The 18,032-nt window shown below is 63.9% G+C and carries 16 protein-coding genes and 1 pseudogene; 8 read left to right on the top strand and 9 right to left on the bottom strand.

Features of this window, described 5'->3' with window-relative positions:
- Nucleotides 1-347, top strand: a pseudogene (locus tag AC5ZG5_RS18875) (IS5 family transposase); the annotation flags it as partial.
- Between the two features lie 202 nt (nt 348-549).
- The gene (locus AC5ZG5_RS18870) at nt 550-1,749 is read left to right on the top strand and encodes a hypothetical protein (RefSeq protein ID WP_456643191.1); all 1,200 of its coding nucleotides are present in this window, start codon (nt 550-552) and stop codon (nt 1,747-1,749) included.
- Nucleotides 1,750-1,789: 40 nt separating this feature from the next.
- Here the strand turns inward: AC5ZG5_RS18870 and AC5ZG5_RS18865 are convergent, their stop codons facing one another.
- Nucleotides 1,790-2,947, bottom strand: a complete 1,158-nt coding sequence (locus AC5ZG5_RS18865; RefSeq protein WP_456643192.1) for a DUF937 domain-containing protein — start codon at nt 2,945-2,947, stop codon at nt 1,790-1,792.
- 347 nt (nt 2,948-3,294) lie between these two features.
- Here AC5ZG5_RS18865 and AC5ZG5_RS18860 point away from each other — a divergent pair, with 347 nt between their 5' ends.
- Nucleotides 3,295-3,996, top strand: a complete 702-nt coding sequence (locus tag AC5ZG5_RS18860) for a hypothetical protein (protein WP_456643193.1) — start codon at nt 3,295-3,297, stop codon at nt 3,994-3,996.
- Here AC5ZG5_RS18860 and AC5ZG5_RS18855 read toward each other — a convergent pair.
- Nucleotides 3,993-4,403, bottom strand: coding sequence for an META domain-containing protein (locus tag AC5ZG5_RS18855; RefSeq protein WP_456643194.1), 411 nt, complete (start codon nt 4,401-4,403; stop codon nt 3,993-3,995). The two genes, AC5ZG5_RS18860 and AC5ZG5_RS18855, sit on opposite strands and share 4 nt — an antisense overlap.
- Before the next feature lie 185 nt (nt 4,404-4,588).
- The gene (locus tag AC5ZG5_RS18850; protein WP_130228015.1) at nt 4,589-6,253 is read right to left on the bottom strand and encodes an L-lactate permease; all 1,665 of its coding nucleotides are present in this window, start codon (nt 6,251-6,253) and stop codon (nt 4,589-4,591) included.
- A gap of 325 nt (nt 6,254-6,578) precedes the next feature.
- Here AC5ZG5_RS18850 and AC5ZG5_RS18845 point away from each other — a divergent pair, with 325 nt between their 5' ends.
- Entirely contained in the window at nt 6,579-8,324 is a 1,746-nt protein-coding gene (locus AC5ZG5_RS18845) for an ABC transporter ATP-binding protein/permease (protein ID WP_456643195.1), read from the top strand.
- A gap of 234 nt (nt 8,325-8,558) precedes the next feature.
- On the opposite strand, the gene AC5ZG5_RS18840 is transcribed toward AC5ZG5_RS18845, so the two are convergent.
- A complete protein-coding gene (locus tag AC5ZG5_RS18840; protein ID WP_130226837.1) occupies nt 8,559-9,608 on the bottom strand; it encodes a TorF family putative porin in 1,050 nt (349 codons plus the stop codon).
- A gap of 376 nt (nt 9,609-9,984) precedes the next feature.
- Here AC5ZG5_RS18840 and AC5ZG5_RS18835 point away from each other — a divergent pair, with 376 nt between their 5' ends.
- Nucleotides 9,985-10,410: a hypothetical protein gene (locus tag AC5ZG5_RS18835; protein ID WP_165435288.1), complete on the top strand. Its 426-nt coding sequence runs from the start codon at nt 9,985-9,987 to the stop codon at nt 10,408-10,410.
- 164 nt (nt 10,411-10,574) lie between these two features.
- On the opposite strand, the gene glcF is transcribed toward AC5ZG5_RS18835, so the two are convergent.
- Together glcF and AC5ZG5_RS18825 are read right to left on the bottom strand one after the other, a co-directional pair.
- On the bottom strand, nt 10,575-11,888 hold the full coding sequence (gene glcF, locus AC5ZG5_RS18830; protein WP_456643196.1) for a glycolate oxidase subunit GlcF: 1,314 nt from the start codon (nt 11,886-11,888) through the stop codon (nt 10,575-10,577).
- Nucleotides 11,885-13,123, bottom strand: a complete 1,239-nt coding sequence (locus AC5ZG5_RS18825) for an FAD-binding protein (RefSeq protein WP_456643197.1) — start codon at nt 13,121-13,123, stop codon at nt 11,885-11,887. Before AC5ZG5_RS18825 ends, glcF begins: the two co-directional genes overlap by 4 nt.
- Before the next feature lie 278 nt (nt 13,124-13,401).
- Here AC5ZG5_RS18825 and AC5ZG5_RS18820 point away from each other — a divergent pair, with 278 nt between their 5' ends.
- Nucleotides 13,402-13,737 carry a putative quinol monooxygenase gene (locus AC5ZG5_RS18820; RefSeq protein WP_456643198.1) on the top strand — a complete coding sequence of 112 codons (336 nt, stop codon included), beginning with the start codon at nt 13,402-13,404 and terminating at the stop codon, nt 13,735-13,737.
- A gap of 361 nt (nt 13,738-14,098) precedes the next feature.
- Here AC5ZG5_RS18820 and AC5ZG5_RS18815 read toward each other — a convergent pair whose 3' ends face one another.
- Nucleotides 14,099-15,592, bottom strand: coding sequence for an FAD-linked oxidase C-terminal domain-containing protein (locus AC5ZG5_RS18815; RefSeq protein WP_208823798.1), 1,494 nt, complete (start codon nt 15,590-15,592; stop codon nt 14,099-14,101).
- Nucleotides 15,593-15,817: 225 nt separating this feature from the next.
- Between AC5ZG5_RS18815 and cycA the strand changes: the two genes are divergently transcribed.
- Complete coding sequence (gene cycA / locus AC5ZG5_RS18810; protein ID WP_028166970.1) at nt 15,818-16,216, top strand: cytochrome c-550 CycA; 399 nt, start codon at nt 15,818-15,820, stop codon at nt 16,214-16,216.
- 74 nt (nt 16,217-16,290) lie between these two features.
- Here cycA and AC5ZG5_RS18805 read toward each other — a convergent pair whose 3' ends face one another.
- Complete coding sequence (locus AC5ZG5_RS18805; RefSeq protein ID WP_456643199.1) at nt 16,291-17,247, bottom strand: alpha/beta fold hydrolase; 957 nt, start codon at nt 17,245-17,247, stop codon at nt 16,291-16,293.
- 268 nt (nt 17,248-17,515) lie between these two features.
- Here AC5ZG5_RS18805 and AC5ZG5_RS18800 point away from each other — a divergent pair, with 268 nt between their 5' ends.
- Nucleotides 17,516-17,695 carry a hypothetical protein gene (locus AC5ZG5_RS18800; protein ID WP_454616855.1) on the top strand — a complete coding sequence of 60 codons (180 nt, stop codon included), beginning with the start codon at nt 17,516-17,518 and terminating at the stop codon, nt 17,693-17,695.
- A gap of 36 nt (nt 17,696-17,731) precedes the next feature.
- On the opposite strand, the gene AC5ZG5_RS18795 is transcribed toward AC5ZG5_RS18800, so the two are convergent.
- The gene (locus tag AC5ZG5_RS18795) at nt 17,732-17,980 is read right to left on the bottom strand and encodes a hypothetical protein (RefSeq protein WP_130226843.1); all 249 of its coding nucleotides are present in this window, start codon (nt 17,978-17,980) and stop codon (nt 17,732-17,734) included.
- Between the last annotated feature and the right edge of the window lie 52 nt (nt 17,981-18,032).

The raw sequence follows: 18,032 nt of genomic DNA, 5'->3' as shown, positions 1-18,032 counted from the left end.
TGCCCGGTCCGCTTCTTCCTAACGGCAGGTCAAGCCGGCGATGCGCCTCAGGCCCAGCCGCTCATCGAGGGGCTCCCAGCGGAGGTCGTGATGGGCGATGCGGCCTACGATTCCGATGCGTTGCGATCCGCGATCGCCGCAAAAGGCGCTCAAGCCGTTATTCCGAACAACCCCTCACGGGCAATCAATATCCGCTCAACAAACCCCTCTATGCCGAGCGTCATCTGATCGAATGCTGCTTCTCGAAACTGAAGCGCTTCAGGCGCGTTGCTACGCGCTACGAAAAAACGGCACGAAATTACTTCGCCGTCGTCGCTATCGCCGCAACACTGCTCTGGCTAAGGTAACTGTCCACGCGACCTAGCCCACGACTTTTTTCAAGTTGGGAACGCCCCCATCCCAGCAGTCCGCAACCGGGTTGCCCGCCCGCACCCGCGTCCCTGAAGGCGGCTGCGCATTTTTGGGTTACGTCACCGCCGCGGCCTTCTTTTTCACCAAAGGTTTGCTAGTTACGGCGTTGGCGATTCTGTTCCTCAAGGGGATCCTCATATGCGCGCCCTGCTCTGCTGCCTCGTGGGCCTCCTCACGGCCTCTTCGGATCTCGCTCTTGCCCAGATGAAGCTGCCGTCCAAGACGGCGCCGGGCACGACCGAGACGCGCTATTTCACCGCGATCGACGGCTTGATGGAGGGCAATGCCGACGCGGTGCTGAAGGAAACCCGCCAAGGCAAGAACGTCACTGCGGCGGTCCTCGACGTCTGCTACCCCGCGGAAAAAGGTTCCGACCGCAAGGACCGCTTCGTCGTCAACCTCGCGGTCAACGGCCAGAACCTGAGCGGCACGACGCAGACCCTGAACGACAAATCGCCCGTCTCGGTGAAGCTCGTGCGCAAGCCGACCGGCGATAGTTTCGAATTCCGCGGCCAGATCACAATCGGCCAGGCGGTGACGGAAGTCGCCTCCTCCGACAATACCGACCTTTCGGAGCGGGAATTTCAGGAGAGCCAGACCACCGATGACGGCATCACGCCGGCACCGAAGGACTTTACCGAGGTGTCTCCCGAATCCGTCGGCGTGCGCGTCAAGCTCGACGCGGCGCTGGACTTGCTGAAGAGCCTCAAGGGCCAGGCCGTCGAGGTCGGCCTCTCGAGCCTCGCCATCACCTGCGACGCGCTGCGGGCCGGCGAGCAGACCATCAACCTCACCGTCGATCCGGAACAGGCCTCGGCCCTGGTCGCCAAGGCCAAGGCGACGCCGGGCGTGGTCGCGGCCGGCTGGACCACGGGCAGCGTCGAGATGGACCGCACCATCCGCTTCGCCGCCGCCGACTGGCTCAGCGGCGACAAGATCAACAGGGACAAGATCGCATCAGCGATATCGGGCGTACTGAGCAAGACGCTGGCGGCAAAGCCGTCGGGGGCGTCATGGAACGCCAACACCGGCAAGCTGAAATTGACCTTCAAGCGTCCGAGCCAGGTCTATCCCGCGCTCGGCCTCACCGAGACCGTCGAGATCTCGGCGCTGGTATCCTCGGACAAGCCCGGTGCGTCGGACAGGCTGATGCTGTGGGTCTCGAGCCCGGTGGTCACCACCGCCGATGAGGGTTCAGGTCCAAAGCTGAACCTCTCGGAAGACTCCGTCGGCGACGAGGAAGGCGGCGAGCCGCCCGACGACAACGGCTCGATCGAGGCGCTGGCGAAGGAATTCAAGGCCCAGCGCTGGGACGCCGACAAATCGGCGTGGAAGTAGCGGCCACGCGGCGATATGTGACTGGCTTGCCGCGCGCAGCTCAGACGCGTGCGAGCGAGTCCAGTTTTCCGTGAAGATCATCAATCGCCGGCTTCGCGACCGGACCAACACCTGGAATCGCCATCACCTTGTCGCACATCTGGTTGATTGCAGGTGTCACCACCACGACCAGTTTGGCGAGTGCGCTTCGTCCTTCCGGAGGCAGCTTTGCAGCTCGCGCGTTGACATCGTTCAACTGTGCTACCGCCTCGTTGATCTTGGGCAGGGCCGCTTGAGCGGTAGCCACGTCTGTGACGCCCGATAGCGCGGACTTCAAGGTGTTGACGGACGAATCGACCTGGCTGGCCAGGTTCACCCCGTCGACGGTCAAATTCGCGGGCGCTACGCCCACGGTCCCGGTTGCGGGGCGCGTTGCGGCGGGTTGCTCGGCGACAGTCTGTTCACCCGGGCGCTGCGTTGCGTACCAGAGAAGACCGCCGAGCACGACGAGGCCGGCCAGCCAATAGGGCCACTGCGCCATCGTGTTGCTTGGCGTGTAGCGTGTAGAAGCCCCGGCGACGCGGCTCGCGGCCGCCGAAGCTCCGCTGCGCACGCTCTCCCCCGCCCTGTCAATGAGACCGGCAGCGCTCAGTTGATCGGCGAGACCAGATGGAAGCGCCGCAGTGATCTGGTCCTTTTGCGAGGCGAGGAGCGATGTCAGCCCGCTCGCCTCCATGCCGGTGCTGCGTTGATGCTGCCCCAACACCCCGAGGACGACAGGGCCAAGCATGCCGGTCAGCAACTTGCCGGAGCCCTCGCCGATGCCAGCGAACTTCGCGATGGCCTGAGCGATCGTGTCCAGCGCCCGGCCGCCAAACAGGCCGGCCAGCATCGCCGATCCGCTCTCCGCGAGCGCCGCCTGGCCAGGACCTGCCATCGCATTCTTCAGGCTTTCAAGCGCTCCGGGCTGCTGCTGCGACAATGCGCTGGACAACTGACGAGCGCCACCGGGGGTGGAGGCCACCTCGGACAAGTTCGCGAGCAGTGCGGGGACGGCACCTCCTATCGCCTTTTGTACGATGTCTCGATCAAGTCCCAGAGATGACGCGATCTTGGCGATCAGGTCAGGAGTCAGACATTGCATGACAACAGAGACGAGATTCACAGCCATGGCGGTCTCTCCACCGTTACGACGCGGTTGAGACAGGATGACTGACAATCATCACGTCGCATGCCCACGTCAGAGATTTCGATTCCGGCTGTCAGGCGCTGGGCAAAATTATCGGGGCGAACCAGCAGATTTCCGTGCCTGCCAACCGACTTTCCCACTGCGCGCGCATGTCCGCCCCAAAACTCGCACCTGTCTAATCACAAAACGGAGAGCCGTGAAGGTTGATAGCCGCTGGCTCGACAGCCTGACATGGAATTTTGGCAGCTCCGCTTGGGATGGCCGGCTGCCGGGGGCAGCGATCGGAGCGGCATCGCGACGCAGTTCATTCGGCCTGGTCGTTAAGGTTCGATTCAATTTCCGGGAACATCATCGCTCAGCCGAACGTGGGTCACGCCATGCAAGTCCACGAGCCGAGTACCCTTGGAAGCTGGTCGGGGAATGTGGCTGACGGCGAGTTGCCGGAGCAGCCGGCGCGCCTGTCGGATTTCCTGCAGCAAAATCGCGATGACGTTCTGGTGGTGCGGGGGCCGTACGGCGATTGGGCGCGCACCATTGCGCTGCCCGCGATGGCACTGGTGGCAGCCTTTGGGTTGGGATGGGCCGGCGGTCTGAATTGGCCGGAGTTCGCGAGCAGGCTCGGGATCAGCTCGGTCGCCCAGAAAGTCACGTCTTCGCCTCGAACGGCTGAAGCAAGACCGGGCGGCAGGATCGAAGGCACCAAAAAAGCAACATCCACGTCAGATCTGCAGGCAGCGGCCCCCGCTGTCGTAGGAAGCATTCCCAAGCCTTTACCCGCGAGCACTCACCTGGCCGCGCGCACTTCAAACCCGTTCGCCTCGCAGGCAAATGCGAGTCCTTCCGGCGCGGCGCCGGCGAGGCCACCTTTGGCGCCGGCACCGGAAACAAGACCGACCACCATATCGGGCTGGACGGTTGTCGATGTCCGGGACGGAACCGCTGTTCTCGACGGGCCTGACGGCATTCGGATGGCCGCGCGCGGCGACACGATACCCGGGCTCGGGCGTATCGAAACCATCGTGCGCTGGGGTAACCGCTGGATCGTTGCCACGGCCAGCGGACTGATTGCGGCGCCTTAATTCGTGTTGAGCCGGAAGCGCAGCGTCTTCGAGCCGGTCAAGGTGACGAGGTCACCCTGACGGCGCCAGGTCGCGGTGTCGCCGAGCGCCGCAAGCAGATCATCGTCGGCCTGCGCCCGCTCAGGCGGACAGTTGCGATTCTCCATCGCGCCAGGAACGAAGATGATGGTGTTGCCCGCCACCGAGAACTGGCCCTTGCCGCCTTTGCACCAGAGTTCCAGCACCACCTCGCCATTGTCGCCGATCTCGAGCGAAGGGATGCGCTTGGAGCCGGGCATGCGCGCGGCATCGAGCGACATTTCGAAACCGAAGGGGAATTCCTCGTCGGCATGCGCAGGACGTGCCGCGATCGCGGTCGCGAGCAGCACCAGGGCGAAGGCAGTTCTGGTGCAATTCCGTGAAACCATGAACTCTCTCTGAGATCAGCGATGCGCTCTTGGACGCATCTGACAATGGCCAAGCCGGCCATGCGGAGACGAGTTCGTAGCCCGGGTGGAGCGGAACGCGCAACCCGGGATATCTGTGTCAGCGAGCAGACCCGGGTTACGCTGGCGCTTACCCGGGCTACGCTCTGCCTCCCGCCCGAGTGGCGCTACTTCAAGACCATCTCCGTGAATGGGTAGACATAGGCCTGCAGCGTCACGAACAGACCGACGAGGCAGGCCAGCACGATCGAGTGCAGGAACACGTAGCGCAGGATCGAGCCTTCATGGCCATACCAGTTGGTCGCGGTCGAGGCGACCACGATCGATTGTGCGTCGATCATCTTGCCCATCACGCCACCGGAGGAGTTGGCGGCCGCCATCAGGATCGGCGACAGACCCAATTGCTCGGAGGTGATCCTCTGCAGGTTGCCGAACAGCACGTTGGAGGCGGTGTCCGACCCGGTCAGCGCGACGCCGAGCCAGCCGAGCAGCGTGCCGAAGAAGGGATAGAGCACGCCGGTTGCGGCGAAGGCCAGGCCGAGCGTGGCGTCGACACCAGACAGCCGCGTCAGCGTGCCGATCGCGAGCATCGCCGAGATCGTAATCAGCGAGATCGCGCACAGGCGGATGGTGCGGCCATATTCGGTGATCAGCTTCAGCGGCGAGAAGCCCATCAACAGACCCGAGATGATCGCCGCGATCAGCATGCCCGTGCCGGTGAAGGACAGCCAGGTGAAGCCGAACACCGCGCCTTCCGGCGTCGGCTTGGCGGCGACAGGCGGCATCTTGTTGATGAGCTTGTCGAGCTCGGGCACCGGATAGTTCCAGACGAAATTGGCGTTCGCCCAGGTCTTGAACGCGCCGTTGCCCCAGACCAGCATCAGGATGCAGACGATGATCCATGGCAGCAGTGCGCTCCACAATTCGCCTTGCGTGAGCGGCGTCTTGTCCAGCGTCTTCGGCGCCGCCATGGTCGCGGCCGATTCATCGTGGCCGCGCAGCGCCGGTGACAGCCAGAGTTGCCGCGGCTGCCAGACGCGCAGGAACAGGATCAGGCAGCCCATCGAGATCAGCGAGGCGCCGATGTCGACGATCCAGGGATTGATGAAGTTCGAGATCACGAATTGCGGGACCGCGAAAGAGACGCCGGTGACCAGGATCGCCGGCCAGACGTCCTTCATGCCGCGCCAGCCGGCAAATGCGCACACCACCCAGAACGGCACGATCAGCGAGAACAGCGGCAATTGCCGCCCGACCATCGCGCCAAGCACATAGGGGTCCAGCCCGGTGACCGAGGCGAGACCCAGAATCGGCGTGCCCAGCGCGCCGTAGGCGACCGGTGCGGTGTTGGCGATCAGCGACAGTCCGGACGCCGCGAGCGGCGAGAAGCCAAGGCCGATCAGGATCGCGCCTGTGATCGCGACCGGCGTGCCGAAGCCCGAGGCGCCCTCGAAGAACGCGCCGAAGGCGAACGCGATCAGCAGCAGTTGCAAGCGCCGGTCCTCGGTGACGCCGCCGACCGCGCGCTTCAAGAGCTCGAATTTTCCGGTTGCCACCGTGATCTGGTAGAGGAAGATGACGTTCAGCACGATCCAGCCGATCGGGAAGAAGCCGGTCACCACGCCGAGCAGCGTGGCGCGGATCGACATGTTCGGGGGCATGGTGAAGATGAAGATCGTGATCAGGTTGGTCACGATCACGGCGATGATGGCGGCGACATGCGCCTTCACTCTGCCGCTGGCGATCAGGACCAGCAGCGTGACCACGGGAACGGCGGCTGCGATCGTCGACAGCGCGGCGTTGCCGAGCGGGTTGTAGATTTGGTTCCACATTTTTGTTGTTCCTCCCCAAGGTTTCCCGGTGGCGGCTTCCCGCCGGCGGCTTGCGTCGGCTCGCCGCGGGCGTGGACCCGGCGCGCCGGGTGCAATCAAAGATCATGTGGTGCGAAACAGGCCTGCACGAGTCGGCACGGCCAAACGCTCACAACCTCGCGAAATCAGAAAGTCCGCCGCCCCGCGTCGCGCTGGCATGCTAGGGTTAACTATCATGCTGCGACAAGTGGACGCTGGCCGAGGAACCCACGACTTTAGTCTGAAGGTTCCCTGATTGTCCGGTTTTTTCAAGCCTTTGTAGGCGGTCCCCCGGAGACGCTAATCTGTGAACAACATTCGTTCGACGCTCGCGACGGTGTGGCGCATTGCAGCGCCTTATTTCAACTCCGAAGACAAATGGGCCGGCCGCGGCCTGCTTGCCGCGGTCATCGCGATCGAGCTGGCGCTGGTCGCCAACGATGTGCTGCTGAACCAATGGCGCAATCGTTTCTACAACGCGCTGCAGGAGCGGGACTGGGACGGCTTCGTCCGCGAGCTCATCGTGTTCTGCGTGCTGGCCGCGATCCTCACCGTGCTGTCGATCTATCAGCTCTATCTCAACCAGTGGCTTCAGATCCGCTGGCGCCGCTGGATGACGAGTAAATATCTCGGCGAATGGCTGCACGATGCCAACCACTACCGCATGCAGCTTCACGGCGATGCCGCCGACAACCCGGACCAGCGCATCAGCGACGACATCAAGATGTTCGTCAGTCAGACGCTGGGGCTAGGCATCGGGCTGTTGAGCTCGATCGTGACGCTGGCATCCTTCGTCGTAATTCTCTGGGGCCTGTCCGCGGCGGCGCCGTTGCATCTGTTCGGTAGCGACGTGTCGTTCCCCGGCTATCTGGTGTGGGGCGCGCTGGTCTACGCCATCTTCGGCACGGCTCTGACACAGTGGATCGGCTCGCCGCTGGTGCGGCTCGATTTCGATCAGCAGCGGCTGGAGGCCGATTTCCGTTTCAACCTGGTGCGGGTCCGCGAAAACTCCGAACAGATCGCGCTGCTCAAGGGCGATCGCGCCGAACGCGAGCAGCTATCGACGCGCTTCGGCAGCGTGGTCTCCAACTGGTACGGCATCATGAGCCGGACCAAACGGCTGACTGCGTTCACGCAGAGCTACTCGCAAGCCGCAGTGGTGTTTCCCGTCATCCTGTCCGCGCCGGCCTATTTCGCCAGCAAGATCCAGCTCGGAACCGTGATGCAGATCATGGAAGCGTTCGGCAAGGTGCAGGATGCGCTGTCGTTCTTCATATCGGTCTATCGCACCATGGCGGAATGGCGTTCGGTGGTCGCCCGTCTCGACGGCTTCGAACGATCGATCGCGGAGGCGGAGAGGCTCGCGACCGATCCCAGCGCAGTCAAAGCGGCCCCCGCGGCGAGCGATGCGATCGCGCTGCAACAGCTTCTGGTGCGACTGCCCAACGGCGCGCCGTTGGTCTCAACGACCGAGCTCAAGCTTCGTCCTGGCGAACGCACGCTGGTGACCGGGCCGTCCGGCGCGGGCAAGTCGACGCTGTTCCGGGCCGTCGCCGGCATCTGGCCGTTCGGCAGCGGCTCGATCGTCATTCCCGAGCACGCCTCGCTGATGATGCTGCCGCAAAAGCCCTATTTCCCGATCGGCTCGCTGCACGCGGCGATCGTCTATCCCGCCGAAGCAGAAAAGTTCAGCGCTGACAGGATCAGGGAAGTGCTCGGCCAGATCGGACTGCCCCAGCTCGCTTCACGGCTAGAAGAAGAGGGACACTGGAACAGAATGCTGTCGCTCGGCGAGCAGCAGCGCCTGGGGCTGGCGCGCGCGCTCTTGCATGCACCCGACTACCTGTTCCTCGACGAGGCCACCGCCTCGCTGGACGAGCCCTCGGAAGCCGCGCTCTATCGTTTGCTGATGGAGGAATTGCCGGCCACCACGATCGTCTCGATCGGCCACCGCTCGACGCTGGAGGAATTCCACCAGCGCAACATCGCGCTGGTCCGCGATGGCGACCGGTTTGGGTTGCGGGACGCGACCAAGATCGCGGCGTCGCCTTAGACTAGAGCGCGGTGCGCGAGCCGCGCTGATGAGCTTCGTAGCCCGGGTGGAGCGGAACGCGCAACCCGGGACACCTGTGCCAGCGTCTACCGGCGGTCCCGGGTTACGCTGGCGCTCCACCCGGGCTACGAGACTACAGGACGCAGTCGGCCTGCTCGCGCAGCACGCGCCACCGGAACAAATGAAAAGGGCGGCGGATTGCTCCGCCGCCCTCTTGATCCACGTGTATGGAACTTACTTCAGGTTCGAGATCGCGGTCAGGTCAGCCGAGAGCTTGGCGATACCCGTGGCGCCGCACCAGTTGGAGCTGAAGCCACCCGGGTTGATCGGCGTGAAGCTGCCGTCGAAGCGGGCGGTGTAGTCGCTGGTGAAGGCGTTGCAATCACCCTTCGAGAGGTTGGTGTCGGTGTAGCGCAGATCGAGCGTGAACACCTTGTAGGTGAAGCCGATGCCGATATTCCAGGTGTTGTAGCTCGGCTCCGGGATACCACCGGGGAACGGTCCGCCGCCAAGCGGGCTGGCAACGGTGGTGCCATAGAAGGAGTCGGAGGTGCCGAGCCACTGCCGACCGAACTCGCCCGAGATGTACATGCCGACGCCGGAAGAACCGAAGATGGTCGAGGGCGCGGTCCACTTGGCGGTGACCGACGCGTAGTTGCCCCAGGCGCCGAGGTTCAGGAAGTTCGGCGAGTAGTACTCGTTGAAGCCAACCGCCCACTGGTCGTTGATGTTGATGTTGAGCTTGGCGTAACCTTCATAGAAGCTCGCGCTCTTCTTGGCGAAGTTGCCGTTGATCGGCAGGCCACCCGTGATCGGGTCTGAATTGCCGAACGGGCTGGCGGCGCAGCTCGAGTCCGACCCCGGAATGCCGGAGCCCGGGAGCGCGGCGGAATTGAAGCACGAGCCGCCCGGATACAGGTAACCCCAAACACCGAAGTCGAAGGCGAAGATGCCGAAGGTCGGGCGGATACCGCCGTAGATGTCGATCTCGGCAGCGGCGCGGTTCGGGAAGGAGATGCTCTCACCGGCGGCGCCGATGTAGAGCTGCAGGTCCTTGGTGACGTTGTAGCGCGGTTCGAAATAAGCCGCGACCGAAGGCTTATGGTTCGACTGGGTGATCCCGCGGAACACGTAGTCGCTCATCAGTGCAGCGCCGAAGGCGAAATCCCAGGGTTCGAACGCGGGCGGCGGCGGCGCCTTGACGGCCTTCACCGCCATATCGGCAGCCATTGCCGAGCTTGAGAACGTTGCCAGCGCCGTTGCTAACAAGGCCAGTTTCTTCATGAAGGATCCCCACACGTTCAAAAAACAGTCCAGCTCTTCCGGCCCCCCGGGGCGAGCGATCACCGACTGCGACCAAAATCCGCAGCCAATCTGGAACGCGACCCCCCTTGTGTTGAAGCAAAAAAGACGAGCATGTGCCGACTTTTTAGGCGTTCTGCCCCTTTTGAAAGAGGTTGTTGACGGGTGTTGCAATCTCACAACAACTTTACCGACTTCCCCTCCTCGTGAAGTGCGCCCGCGCCGCCCAACCGTGGCGGGCTGAGTCTCTTCTGCAACGGTCCGACGAATCATCCCTGTAGCGCTACGATCCATGCGCCTGAAAACGAAAGAGCCGCAGCGGTAAAGCGCTGCGGCTCTTGCGTCAGGTTTGGCTTGGTTGCGTCAGGACGGACTGGATGAGTCCTCCGAGCCTTCCGACCTCTCCGAAGGGCTGGGGGTAGCCCAGCTCGGACCGAGTTCAGGCTCCGGCGCGGGAGTGGGGGCAGCGACCGGGGCCGCCGGCTTGGGAGCTGCAGCTTTCTTTGCCGCGCTCTTCTTGGCAGCCTTCTTCGGCGCGGCCTTTTTGGGCGCCGCCTTCTTGGCGGCTTTTTTCGCGGCCTTCGTTACCGACTTCTTCGCGGTCTTCTTGGCAGCCTTCTTGGCAGATTTCTTCGCGGCCTTCTTGGCGACCTTCTTCGCAGACTTCTTCGCCGCTACCGCCTTCTTAACCTTCTTGGCCTTTTTCCCCTTCTTACCCTTCTTCGCTTTAGCCATCGTGATCCTCCTGTTGCCGCTGATTCAGTCTGTCGAGCGCTTCGAATAGTCCGCTTGCCCGGATCAGGATCGTGCTTGTTCGAAGCACCTCCCGCCCCGTCCTTGGTCGTGCATGGCCTCCGCGCAAACGCGTGCGTCTGTCGTGGAGAAAACCGCTACCCGCATCGCCCCAACACGGCCCCCGGGTCCGGTTCATGCTCGATAGGCAATCGATCAATTCACCCCTGGCCGAGGACCTCCTGTCGCCCAATCGAGAAGCTCAATCGTGTGCACCACAGGAACTGACGTACCGCTGGCAATCTGAACCATGCAGCCAATATTGCCCGCAGCGATCATGTCCGGCTTGATTGTCGCGAGGTTGGCGAGCTTCCGATCGCGCAACCTCATCGCAACGTCGGGCTGGAGAATGTTGTAGGTCCCCGCCGAACCGCAACACAAATGGCTCTCCGGTACATCTTTCACCACGAATCCATTCTTGGAAAGCAATACTTTCGGAAGGCCTGTGATTTTCTGCCCGTGCTGCAGCGAACAAGCGGAGTGATAGGCGATGGTGACCTCGTCTTCGAGGCGCGGCGGATCGAGCTCGATGCCGGCCAGATATTCGGTGATGTCCTTTGCCAGCGCGGAGACCTTTGCGGCCGGAGCAGCGAATTCGCGGTCCTCGCGCAGCATGAAACCATAGTCCTTGATCACGGTGCCGCAGCCTGACGTGGTCACCAGGATGGCGTCGAGGCCGCGCTGTTCCGCCTCCCTCCCCCATGCCGTGATGTTGGCCCGGGCGCGCGCGAGCGCATCGCCATCCTGTCCGAGGTGATGGGTCAACGCGCCGCAGCATTGCTCGTCCTTGACCAGCACCACCTCGATGCCGTGGCGGGTCAGTACGTTGACGGCGGCCTTGTTGATGCGCGGCGCGAGCACCTGCTGGGCACACCCCTGCAACAGCGCGACCCGTCCCCGCCGTGTCCCAACCGCCGGAAACACGCTTCCCGATGGCGGGCCCGCCGGCGGCAGATTGGATGGCGCCAGCGCCAGCATCGCCTTGATTCGCCGGAGCAGGCTTGGGGTGGGTTCAGCCTTGGGCGTCGGCAATAGCGCCGCGAACGGACGAGCCAAGCGGGCGAGCACCATGCTGGTGCGGAAGGCGGCGGGTCGCGGCAGCACGAAGCCGAGCACGGAGCGCAGCAGTCGCTCGGTGAACGGCCTCTGATAGTCCCGCTCGATCCTGCCCCGGGCCTGGTCGACGAGATGCATGTAATGCACGCCGGACGGACAGGTGGTCATGCAGGCGAGGCAAGAGAGGCAGCGGTCGATATGCTTGACCACCTCCGCCGTCGGCGGCTTGTCCTTCTCCAGCATCTCCTTGATCAGGTAGATGCGGCCGCGCGGACTATCGAGCTCGTCGCCGAGCAGCACATAGGTCGGGCAGGTCGCGGTGCAGAAGCCGCAATGGACACAGGCGCGCAGGATCTTGTCGGCCTCGGCGATATCGGGATCGGCGAGTTGAGCGAGCGAGAATTCGGTCTTCATGATGCATTCCCCCGCGTCAGTCGGCCGCGGTTGAGGATGTTCTTGGGGTCAAAGCTCTGGCGCACGCGCTCGCTGAGATCGGCGAGCCCGCGCGGCTGCGGATGGAACACGTCGACGGCGCGCCGGACCTCCTCGGATGCGCGGATCAGGGTGGCGTGGCCGCCGGCAGCCTCGACGCGGCCCCTCACCTGCGCGGCCTGCGCATCCGCCTTGGGCGGCACCGCCGCCCAGATCAACCCGCCGCCCCAATCGTAGATCACATCAGCGCCGGTCTCCCGTGCCAGTGCCTGCCCCAGCGCGCCGCCCGAGGCCGGGGGACAGACGATCCGCCATACCGGCCAGGCGCCGAGCGTGCCAGCCGCCGCGAACGGCGCGACGTCGCGCAGCGCGCTCCAGATCGAGAGGGAGGCGGCGTCCTCGATGGCCTCGACCGCGCCGTAGGAGGCGAGCGTCTTGGCGAGGTGGGCCGCACGGTGCGCGGCCGATGCCGCAATCCCCTCGAGCCGCAACAGCGTGACGGCCTGCTCTGGCGCCCCCAGAGCAGCGAGCGCGGCAACGGTCAGCCGGAACGCCGAGTTGGGCAGATGCGCCGCACCGGAGACATCGAAGGGCGAGCCGAGCGCCGCGGTCATGGCACGGCCCGCCGTGACGTCGTCCAGACCGCGCAGGACGAGCGTCCGCTCGGCTTCCGGCTTCGGCATCACCTTCAGCGTCACCTCCGTCATTACCGCGAGCGTTCCCCAGGAGCCACTGAGCAATTTGCAGAGGTCGTAGCCGGTGACGTTCTTCACCACCTTGCCGCCGGTCTTGAAGCTGTCGCCGAAGCCGGAGACGGCATGGGCGCCGAGCAGATGGTCGCGGACGCCGCCGGACTTGATCCGGCGCGGCCCGGCGAGTCCCGCCCCGATCATGCCGCCGATGGTGCCGCTCCCTTTGGTGCCGAGCAGCACCGAGCTATCGACCGGCTCGAAGGCGAATTGCTGGTTCTTGGCATCGATCAGCGACTGCACGTCGGCAAGCGGCGCGCCGGCCTGCACGGTGATGATCAGCTCGTTCGGCTGATAGGAGACGACCGCGTTCAGCGCGGCGAGATCGACCACCGCATTGGTCGCCATCGGATGGCCGATTTCTCGCCTGGAACCGTGGCCGATGATCTCGAGCGGCTGCTCGGCGGCGATCGCCGCCCGGACCACCTGCTCGACGTCTGCAGCATCCCGTACCTTCCTGATGTCCACGCCTACCGCCTTGCCCTTCCACCGCAACCGCTGCTGTTCTTGCCATCCCTTCTATAGGCATCGATGCCGGACACAAGGGCACGATGGTGGAAGATAACGGTTTCGCAGTCGCCCGCCGCCGATCGATTCGGCACGCGATCCCGGCGCCTCCATCCGCTTAGATATTTCGATCACCATCGAATCGATTTCGAACATCCTTCGCTCGATATCGAATTATCTACGGCGGCAGGAGATGTAGGAAGCAGCTTCCACGCAACCCAATCAAAGGAGCAACGGCTATGGGTCAATATGCAATCGACAAGACCGTGAGAGACGCCGTCGAGGGCGGCGGCTTGCTGGTGGTCGCGCAATGGGAGGCGAAGGAAGGCCAGGCCGACCGGATCGCCGATATCCTGTCGCGCTTCCTGCCCGAGGCGCAGCGCGAGGCGGGTGCAAAGCTGTTCCTGATCTCGCGCGCCAACGACAACCCAGCGCAGTTCCTGTTCTACGAACTGTTCCGCGACGAGGCCGCCTTCAAGGCGCATCAGGACAGCGCGCATTTCAAGACCTACATCGCCGGCGAAGCGCTGCCGCTATTGGCGAAACGCGAACGCACGCAATACGCGCTGCTGTGATGGTCGATAGTCGCGTGCCGCGGCGCCAATTGCCGCGCCCTCTCCCCTTGTGGGAGAGGGCTACTCCGGCCCGAGCAACGTATTCGCTAGGATGAGGGATCTCTCCCCACGAGCGCCTGCGCCCGCCCAGAGAACCCCTCATCAGGCGCTTCGCGCCACCTTCTCCCGCAAGGGGAGAAGGGAAGAACGCCTTCGCGGCGCCAGTTGATGCGCCCTCTCCCCTTGTGGGAGAGGGCAGCTCCGCTGCCGGCAGCGAGCTCGCTTGGGTGAGGGGTCTCTCTCCACGAACACCTGCGCCCATGGAAACAAGCCCTCATCTGGCGCTTCGCGCCACCTTCTCCCGCAAGGGGAGAAGGAAAGGCTAGAACCGCGGAATATCCGGAAATGCCAGCTTGCCGCCATGCACGTGCACGCGGCCGAGTTCGGCGCAGCGGTGCAGGGTCGGAAACACCTTGCCGGGGTTGAGCAGGCCTTGCGGATCGAAGGCGCATTTCAGGCGCTGCTGCTGGTTGAGATCGATCTCGGAAAACATTTCCGGCATCAGGTCGCGCTTCTCGATGCCGACGCCATGCTCGCCGGTGAGCACGCCGCCGAGCTCGACGCAGCAGCGCAGGATGTCGGCGCCGAAAGCTTCCGCCCGCTCCATCTCCCCGGGCTTGTTGGCATCATAGAGAATCAGCGGATGGAGGTTGCCGTCGCCGGCGTGAAACACGTTGGCAACGCCAAGCTGGTACTTTTCCGACAGCTCGCGGATGCGCGCCAAGGCCTTCGGCAGCGCGCCGCGTGGGATGGTGCCGTCCATGCAGAGGTAATCGGGCGAGATCCGCCCGACCGCGGGGAAGGCCGCCTTGCGGCCGGCCCAGAACAGGTTGCGCTCGGCTTCCGAATTGGAGATCTGGCAAGTCACCGAGCCACAGCCCTGCGCGATGGTCTCGACCCGCCGGATCAACTCGTCGACCTCGATGCTAGGGCCGTCGAGCTCGATGATCAGGAGCGCCTCGACGTCGAGCGGATAGCCGGCATGGACGAAGGCTTCGGCGGCATGGATCGCCGGCTTGTCCATCATCTCCATGCCTCCCGGGATGATGCCGGCGCCGATGATGCGCGCGACGCATTCGCCGGCGGCCTCGACTTCGGCAAAACCGACCATCAGCGCGCGCGCCGTCTCCGGCTTCTGCAGGATGCGCACGGTGATTTCGGTGATGACGCCGAGCAGGCCCTCCGAGCCCGTGATGATTCCCATGATGTCGTAGCCGGCGTTCTCCGCCGACTTGCCGCCGATGCGCAGGACCTCGCCGTTCATCAGCACGATCTCGCAGCCGAGCACGTTGTTGGTGGTCATGCCGTATTTCAGGCAATGGACGCCGCCGGAATTCTCCGCGACATTGCCGCCGATCGAGCAGGCGATCTGCGATGAGGGATCAGGCGCATAGTAGAAGCCGGCATGCGCCACCGCCTGGCTGATCGCGAGATTGGTGACGCCTGGCTCCGTCACGACGACGCGGTTGTCGAAATCGATCTCGCGGATGCGCTTGAATTTGCCGAGGCCCAGCAGCACGCCGTCCGCCAGCGGCAGCGCGCCGCCGGACAGCGACGTGCCGGAGCCGCGCGGCACCACCTTGATGCTCCGCTCATGGCAATATTTCAGGACCTTGGAGACCTGCTCGGTGGTATCGGGCAACACCACGACCATCGGCGGCTGGCGATAGGCCGTGAGGCCGTCCGATTCGTAGGCCAGCATCTCGGCCGCACTGTCGATCACGCCCTCGCCCGGCACGATCGCCCGCAATGCAGCAACGATCTCGCTGCGGCGATTGAGAACCGCCTGATCGGCAGCCGGCATCATGATGGCCATGCGGGTCCCTCCAAGCTTTGCGCTTTATCGGTTTATCCGGGAAAATCAAGCATTTCCGGGCCCAAATGGGAAGCCCGGGCGAAACTTGCCGCCCCGCAGATCAAAGTTCTCTCTCGGGCAAGCCTGCCGCCGTGAACACTGTCAAAGTTTCGTCACTTGTCCAATCGAGGCAGGCCTGCCACAAGCGACCCGCCCACCTACCAGGGAAGAAACAAAGAGCACCACATGAAAACATCGATCTTGAGCGCGCTGGCCGTCGTCACCTCAGTGTTCGTTGCGTCGGGCGCGCAGGCGCAGGATGTTGCCGCCGGCAAGACCTCGTTCAACAAGTGCCTCGCCTGCCATGCGATCGGCGAAGGCGCCAAGAACAAGGTCGGCCCCGAGCTCAATGGCATCGACGGCCGCCACTCCGGTACCGCGCCTGACTACAACTATTCGGACGCCAACAAGAACTCCGGCATCACCTGGAACAAGGAACAGTTCCTCGAATACATCAAGGACCCCAAGGCCAAGATTCCCGGCACCAAGATGGCATTCGCCGGCATCAAGAACGAGACGGAAGCCAACAACCTCTGGGCCTTCCTCTCGCAGTTCGACAAGGATGGGAAGATCAAGCAGCAGTAACGCTTCTTGACGGGCTACGGCGCTTGGGCGCGCCGTAGCCGGCCTCTTCACTTCCGACGCGTGAAGCGTTTCTACTATCCTCCCGCCACAGCGCTATGCGGCTTCCTAATCATCTCCTCGATCTCCCGGATCACCAAGCTAGGTGCAGCGTTCTGGATCATGTGGCCGGTGCCCGGCAGCACGATCAGCTTGGCATGCGGCACGGCGGCCGCGAGCGGGCGGGAGTGGATGTCGGTCGACACCGTCTTGTCGGCGTCGCCGGTGATGATGGTGAGGGGCGCCTTGATCATGCCGTAGCGCGGCGCCTGCTCGGCCACCGCTGCCTTCAACGTCACCAGGTCACGCGCGTTGGCGATGAATTCGCGCGGCCGCAGCAAAAGCGGCGTCGCGGTGTCTTTTACGAAACCGTCCGGCATGGTCTGCGGCAGGAATACACCGCGTGCGCCCGGGCCGGCGAGCAGGGTACCAAGCGGCAGAGTGATCGTGTAGGCGAACAGCGGGCCGATCACAGGCGTGGCGATCAGCTCGTTATACCTGCCGACGCCGCCCCTCCAGGGATAGGCGACCGGCGCGAGCAGCACGAGGCCGGCTATGCGGTCGGGATCATCGAGCGCCAATCTCAGGCCCAGCGCGCCGCTCCAGGAATGCGCGACCACGACCGCCCGCTCGATGCCGAGCTTCGTCAGCGCCTCCGAGATCATCCGGCCTTGGATGGCAGGCGTGGAGTCGCTGGCCCGTGCGCGGGTGCTCCAGCCATGGCCGGGACGGTCGATCAGGATCACGCGGTGATCTCGGGCGAGGCGCTCGCCGAGCGGGCGGCGCATCACCTCGAGATTGGAGCTTGCACCGTGCAGCATCACGATCGGTGGCGAGGGCGCCTCGCGCGGGCCGATATCGAGGACATGCAGCACATCGCCTGTCACCTCGATCATCACGCCCTGCGCGGGAAAGGCCCGTTGCACCAGCGCGACGCCTAGCTGCGTGGCTGCGGCCAGCAACGCCAGCGCCGCCACCGCGATCACAATCGTCATCAATGAGGCCCGGTTGATCTGTTGCAGGGGAAATTACGGCGTCCGGCGATGCCGATGTCGTATCGTCAGGCCCCTCCGGTTTTCCACAATGCGTCCCGCCTGTGGATAGCGGGTTCATACCAGCGTCATTACCTATTCCGTAGATTCTCGCCGGCATTCTGCCAAAACACGCGGCTTGATCGAGATGGAACACGGCAAGCCTGTCCACGCAATCCACAGGAACAGGACGCCGCAGCAACAGTTCATAAGGAAATTCGGAGGAGTATCAATGAGTTCCGATCCGTGCGAGGCGGCTATCGACCAGATCGTCGCAAGCTGCAATGGTGACCTGCATGGCGCATTGAGGGCGCTGCTGTTGGTCAATGAACAACTCGAGGCCGAGCTGCAACAGCTCTATGCGGCAGCGGCGCGCGACCAGTTCACCCGCAGCGGCAGACTGCTGCATTAAGTTCAAGGGCTCGATCCGGCGCCGTCACTTGAGCCCCTATTTGGGGTTGTCGGCCGGCGGTTGATCCTTTGGGCATTGGCTGATCGTGGAGCGCGCGAGCTTGGCGTCATCGACCGAGTTGTAGGGGCCGTCGGCAAACCAGATGTTCCCGTCGACGATCGGGTTGCTGGTGACGATGTCGCAGGTGTTGGTGGCGCGATTGCCCACCACCCAATAGAGGCCTTCGGCAAGACCGACGGCGGTCGTTGCGACGATCACCGTGCCAGCCAACAGCAAGGATTTCATGGCTTCGCTCCAGGCGGGTTCGAGCGTGAACCAAGCCGGGTAGCGGCAATTG

The sequence above is a fragment of the Bradyrhizobium sp. Ses1 genome (assembly GCF_059512365.1).
This window is presented reverse-complemented; position numbering and strand designations above follow the sequence as displayed.

Coding starts and splice junctions, on each gene's coding strand:
- AC5ZG5_RS18870 (WP_456643191.1), top strand. CDS start 550: ATGCGCGCCCTGCTCTGCTGCCTCGTGGGCCTCCTCACGGCCTCTTCG.
- AC5ZG5_RS18860 (WP_456643193.1), top strand. CDS start 3,295: ATGCAAGTCCACGAGCCGAGTACCCTTGGAAGCTGGTCGGGGAATGTG.
- AC5ZG5_RS18855 (WP_456643194.1), bottom strand. CDS start 4,403: ATGGTTTCACGGAATTGCACCAGAACTGCCTTCGCCCTGGTGCTGCTC.
- AC5ZG5_RS18850 (WP_130228015.1), bottom strand. CDS start 6,253: ATGTGGAACCAAATCTACAACCCGCTCGGCAACGCCGCGCTGTCGACG.
- AC5ZG5_RS18840 (WP_130226837.1), bottom strand. CDS start 9,608: ATGAAGAAACTGGCCTTGTTAGCAACGGCGCTGGCAACGTTCTCAAGC.
- glcF (WP_456643196.1), bottom strand. CDS start 11,888: ATGAAGACCGAATTCTCGCTCGCTCAACTCGCCGATCCCGATATCGCC.
- AC5ZG5_RS18820 (WP_456643198.1), top strand. CDS start 13,402: ATGGGTCAATATGCAATCGACAAGACCGTGAGAGACGCCGTCGAGGGC.
- AC5ZG5_RS18815 (WP_208823798.1), bottom strand. CDS start 15,592: ATGGCCATCATGATGCCGGCTGCCGATCAGGCGGTTCTCAATCGCCGC.
- cycA (WP_028166970.1), top strand. CDS start 15,818: ATGAAAACATCGATCTTGAGCGCGCTGGCCGTCGTCACCTCAGTGTTC.
- AC5ZG5_RS18805 (WP_456643199.1), bottom strand. CDS start 17,247: ATGACGATTGTGATCGCGGTGGCGGCGCTGGCGTTGCTGGCCGCAGCC.
- AC5ZG5_RS18800 (WP_454616855.1), top strand. CDS start 17,516: ATGAGTTCCGATCCGTGCGAGGCGGCTATCGACCAGATCGTCGCAAGC.
- AC5ZG5_RS18795 (WP_130226843.1), bottom strand. CDS start 17,980: ATGAAATCCTTGCTGTTGGCTGGCACGGTGATCGTCGCAACGACCGCC.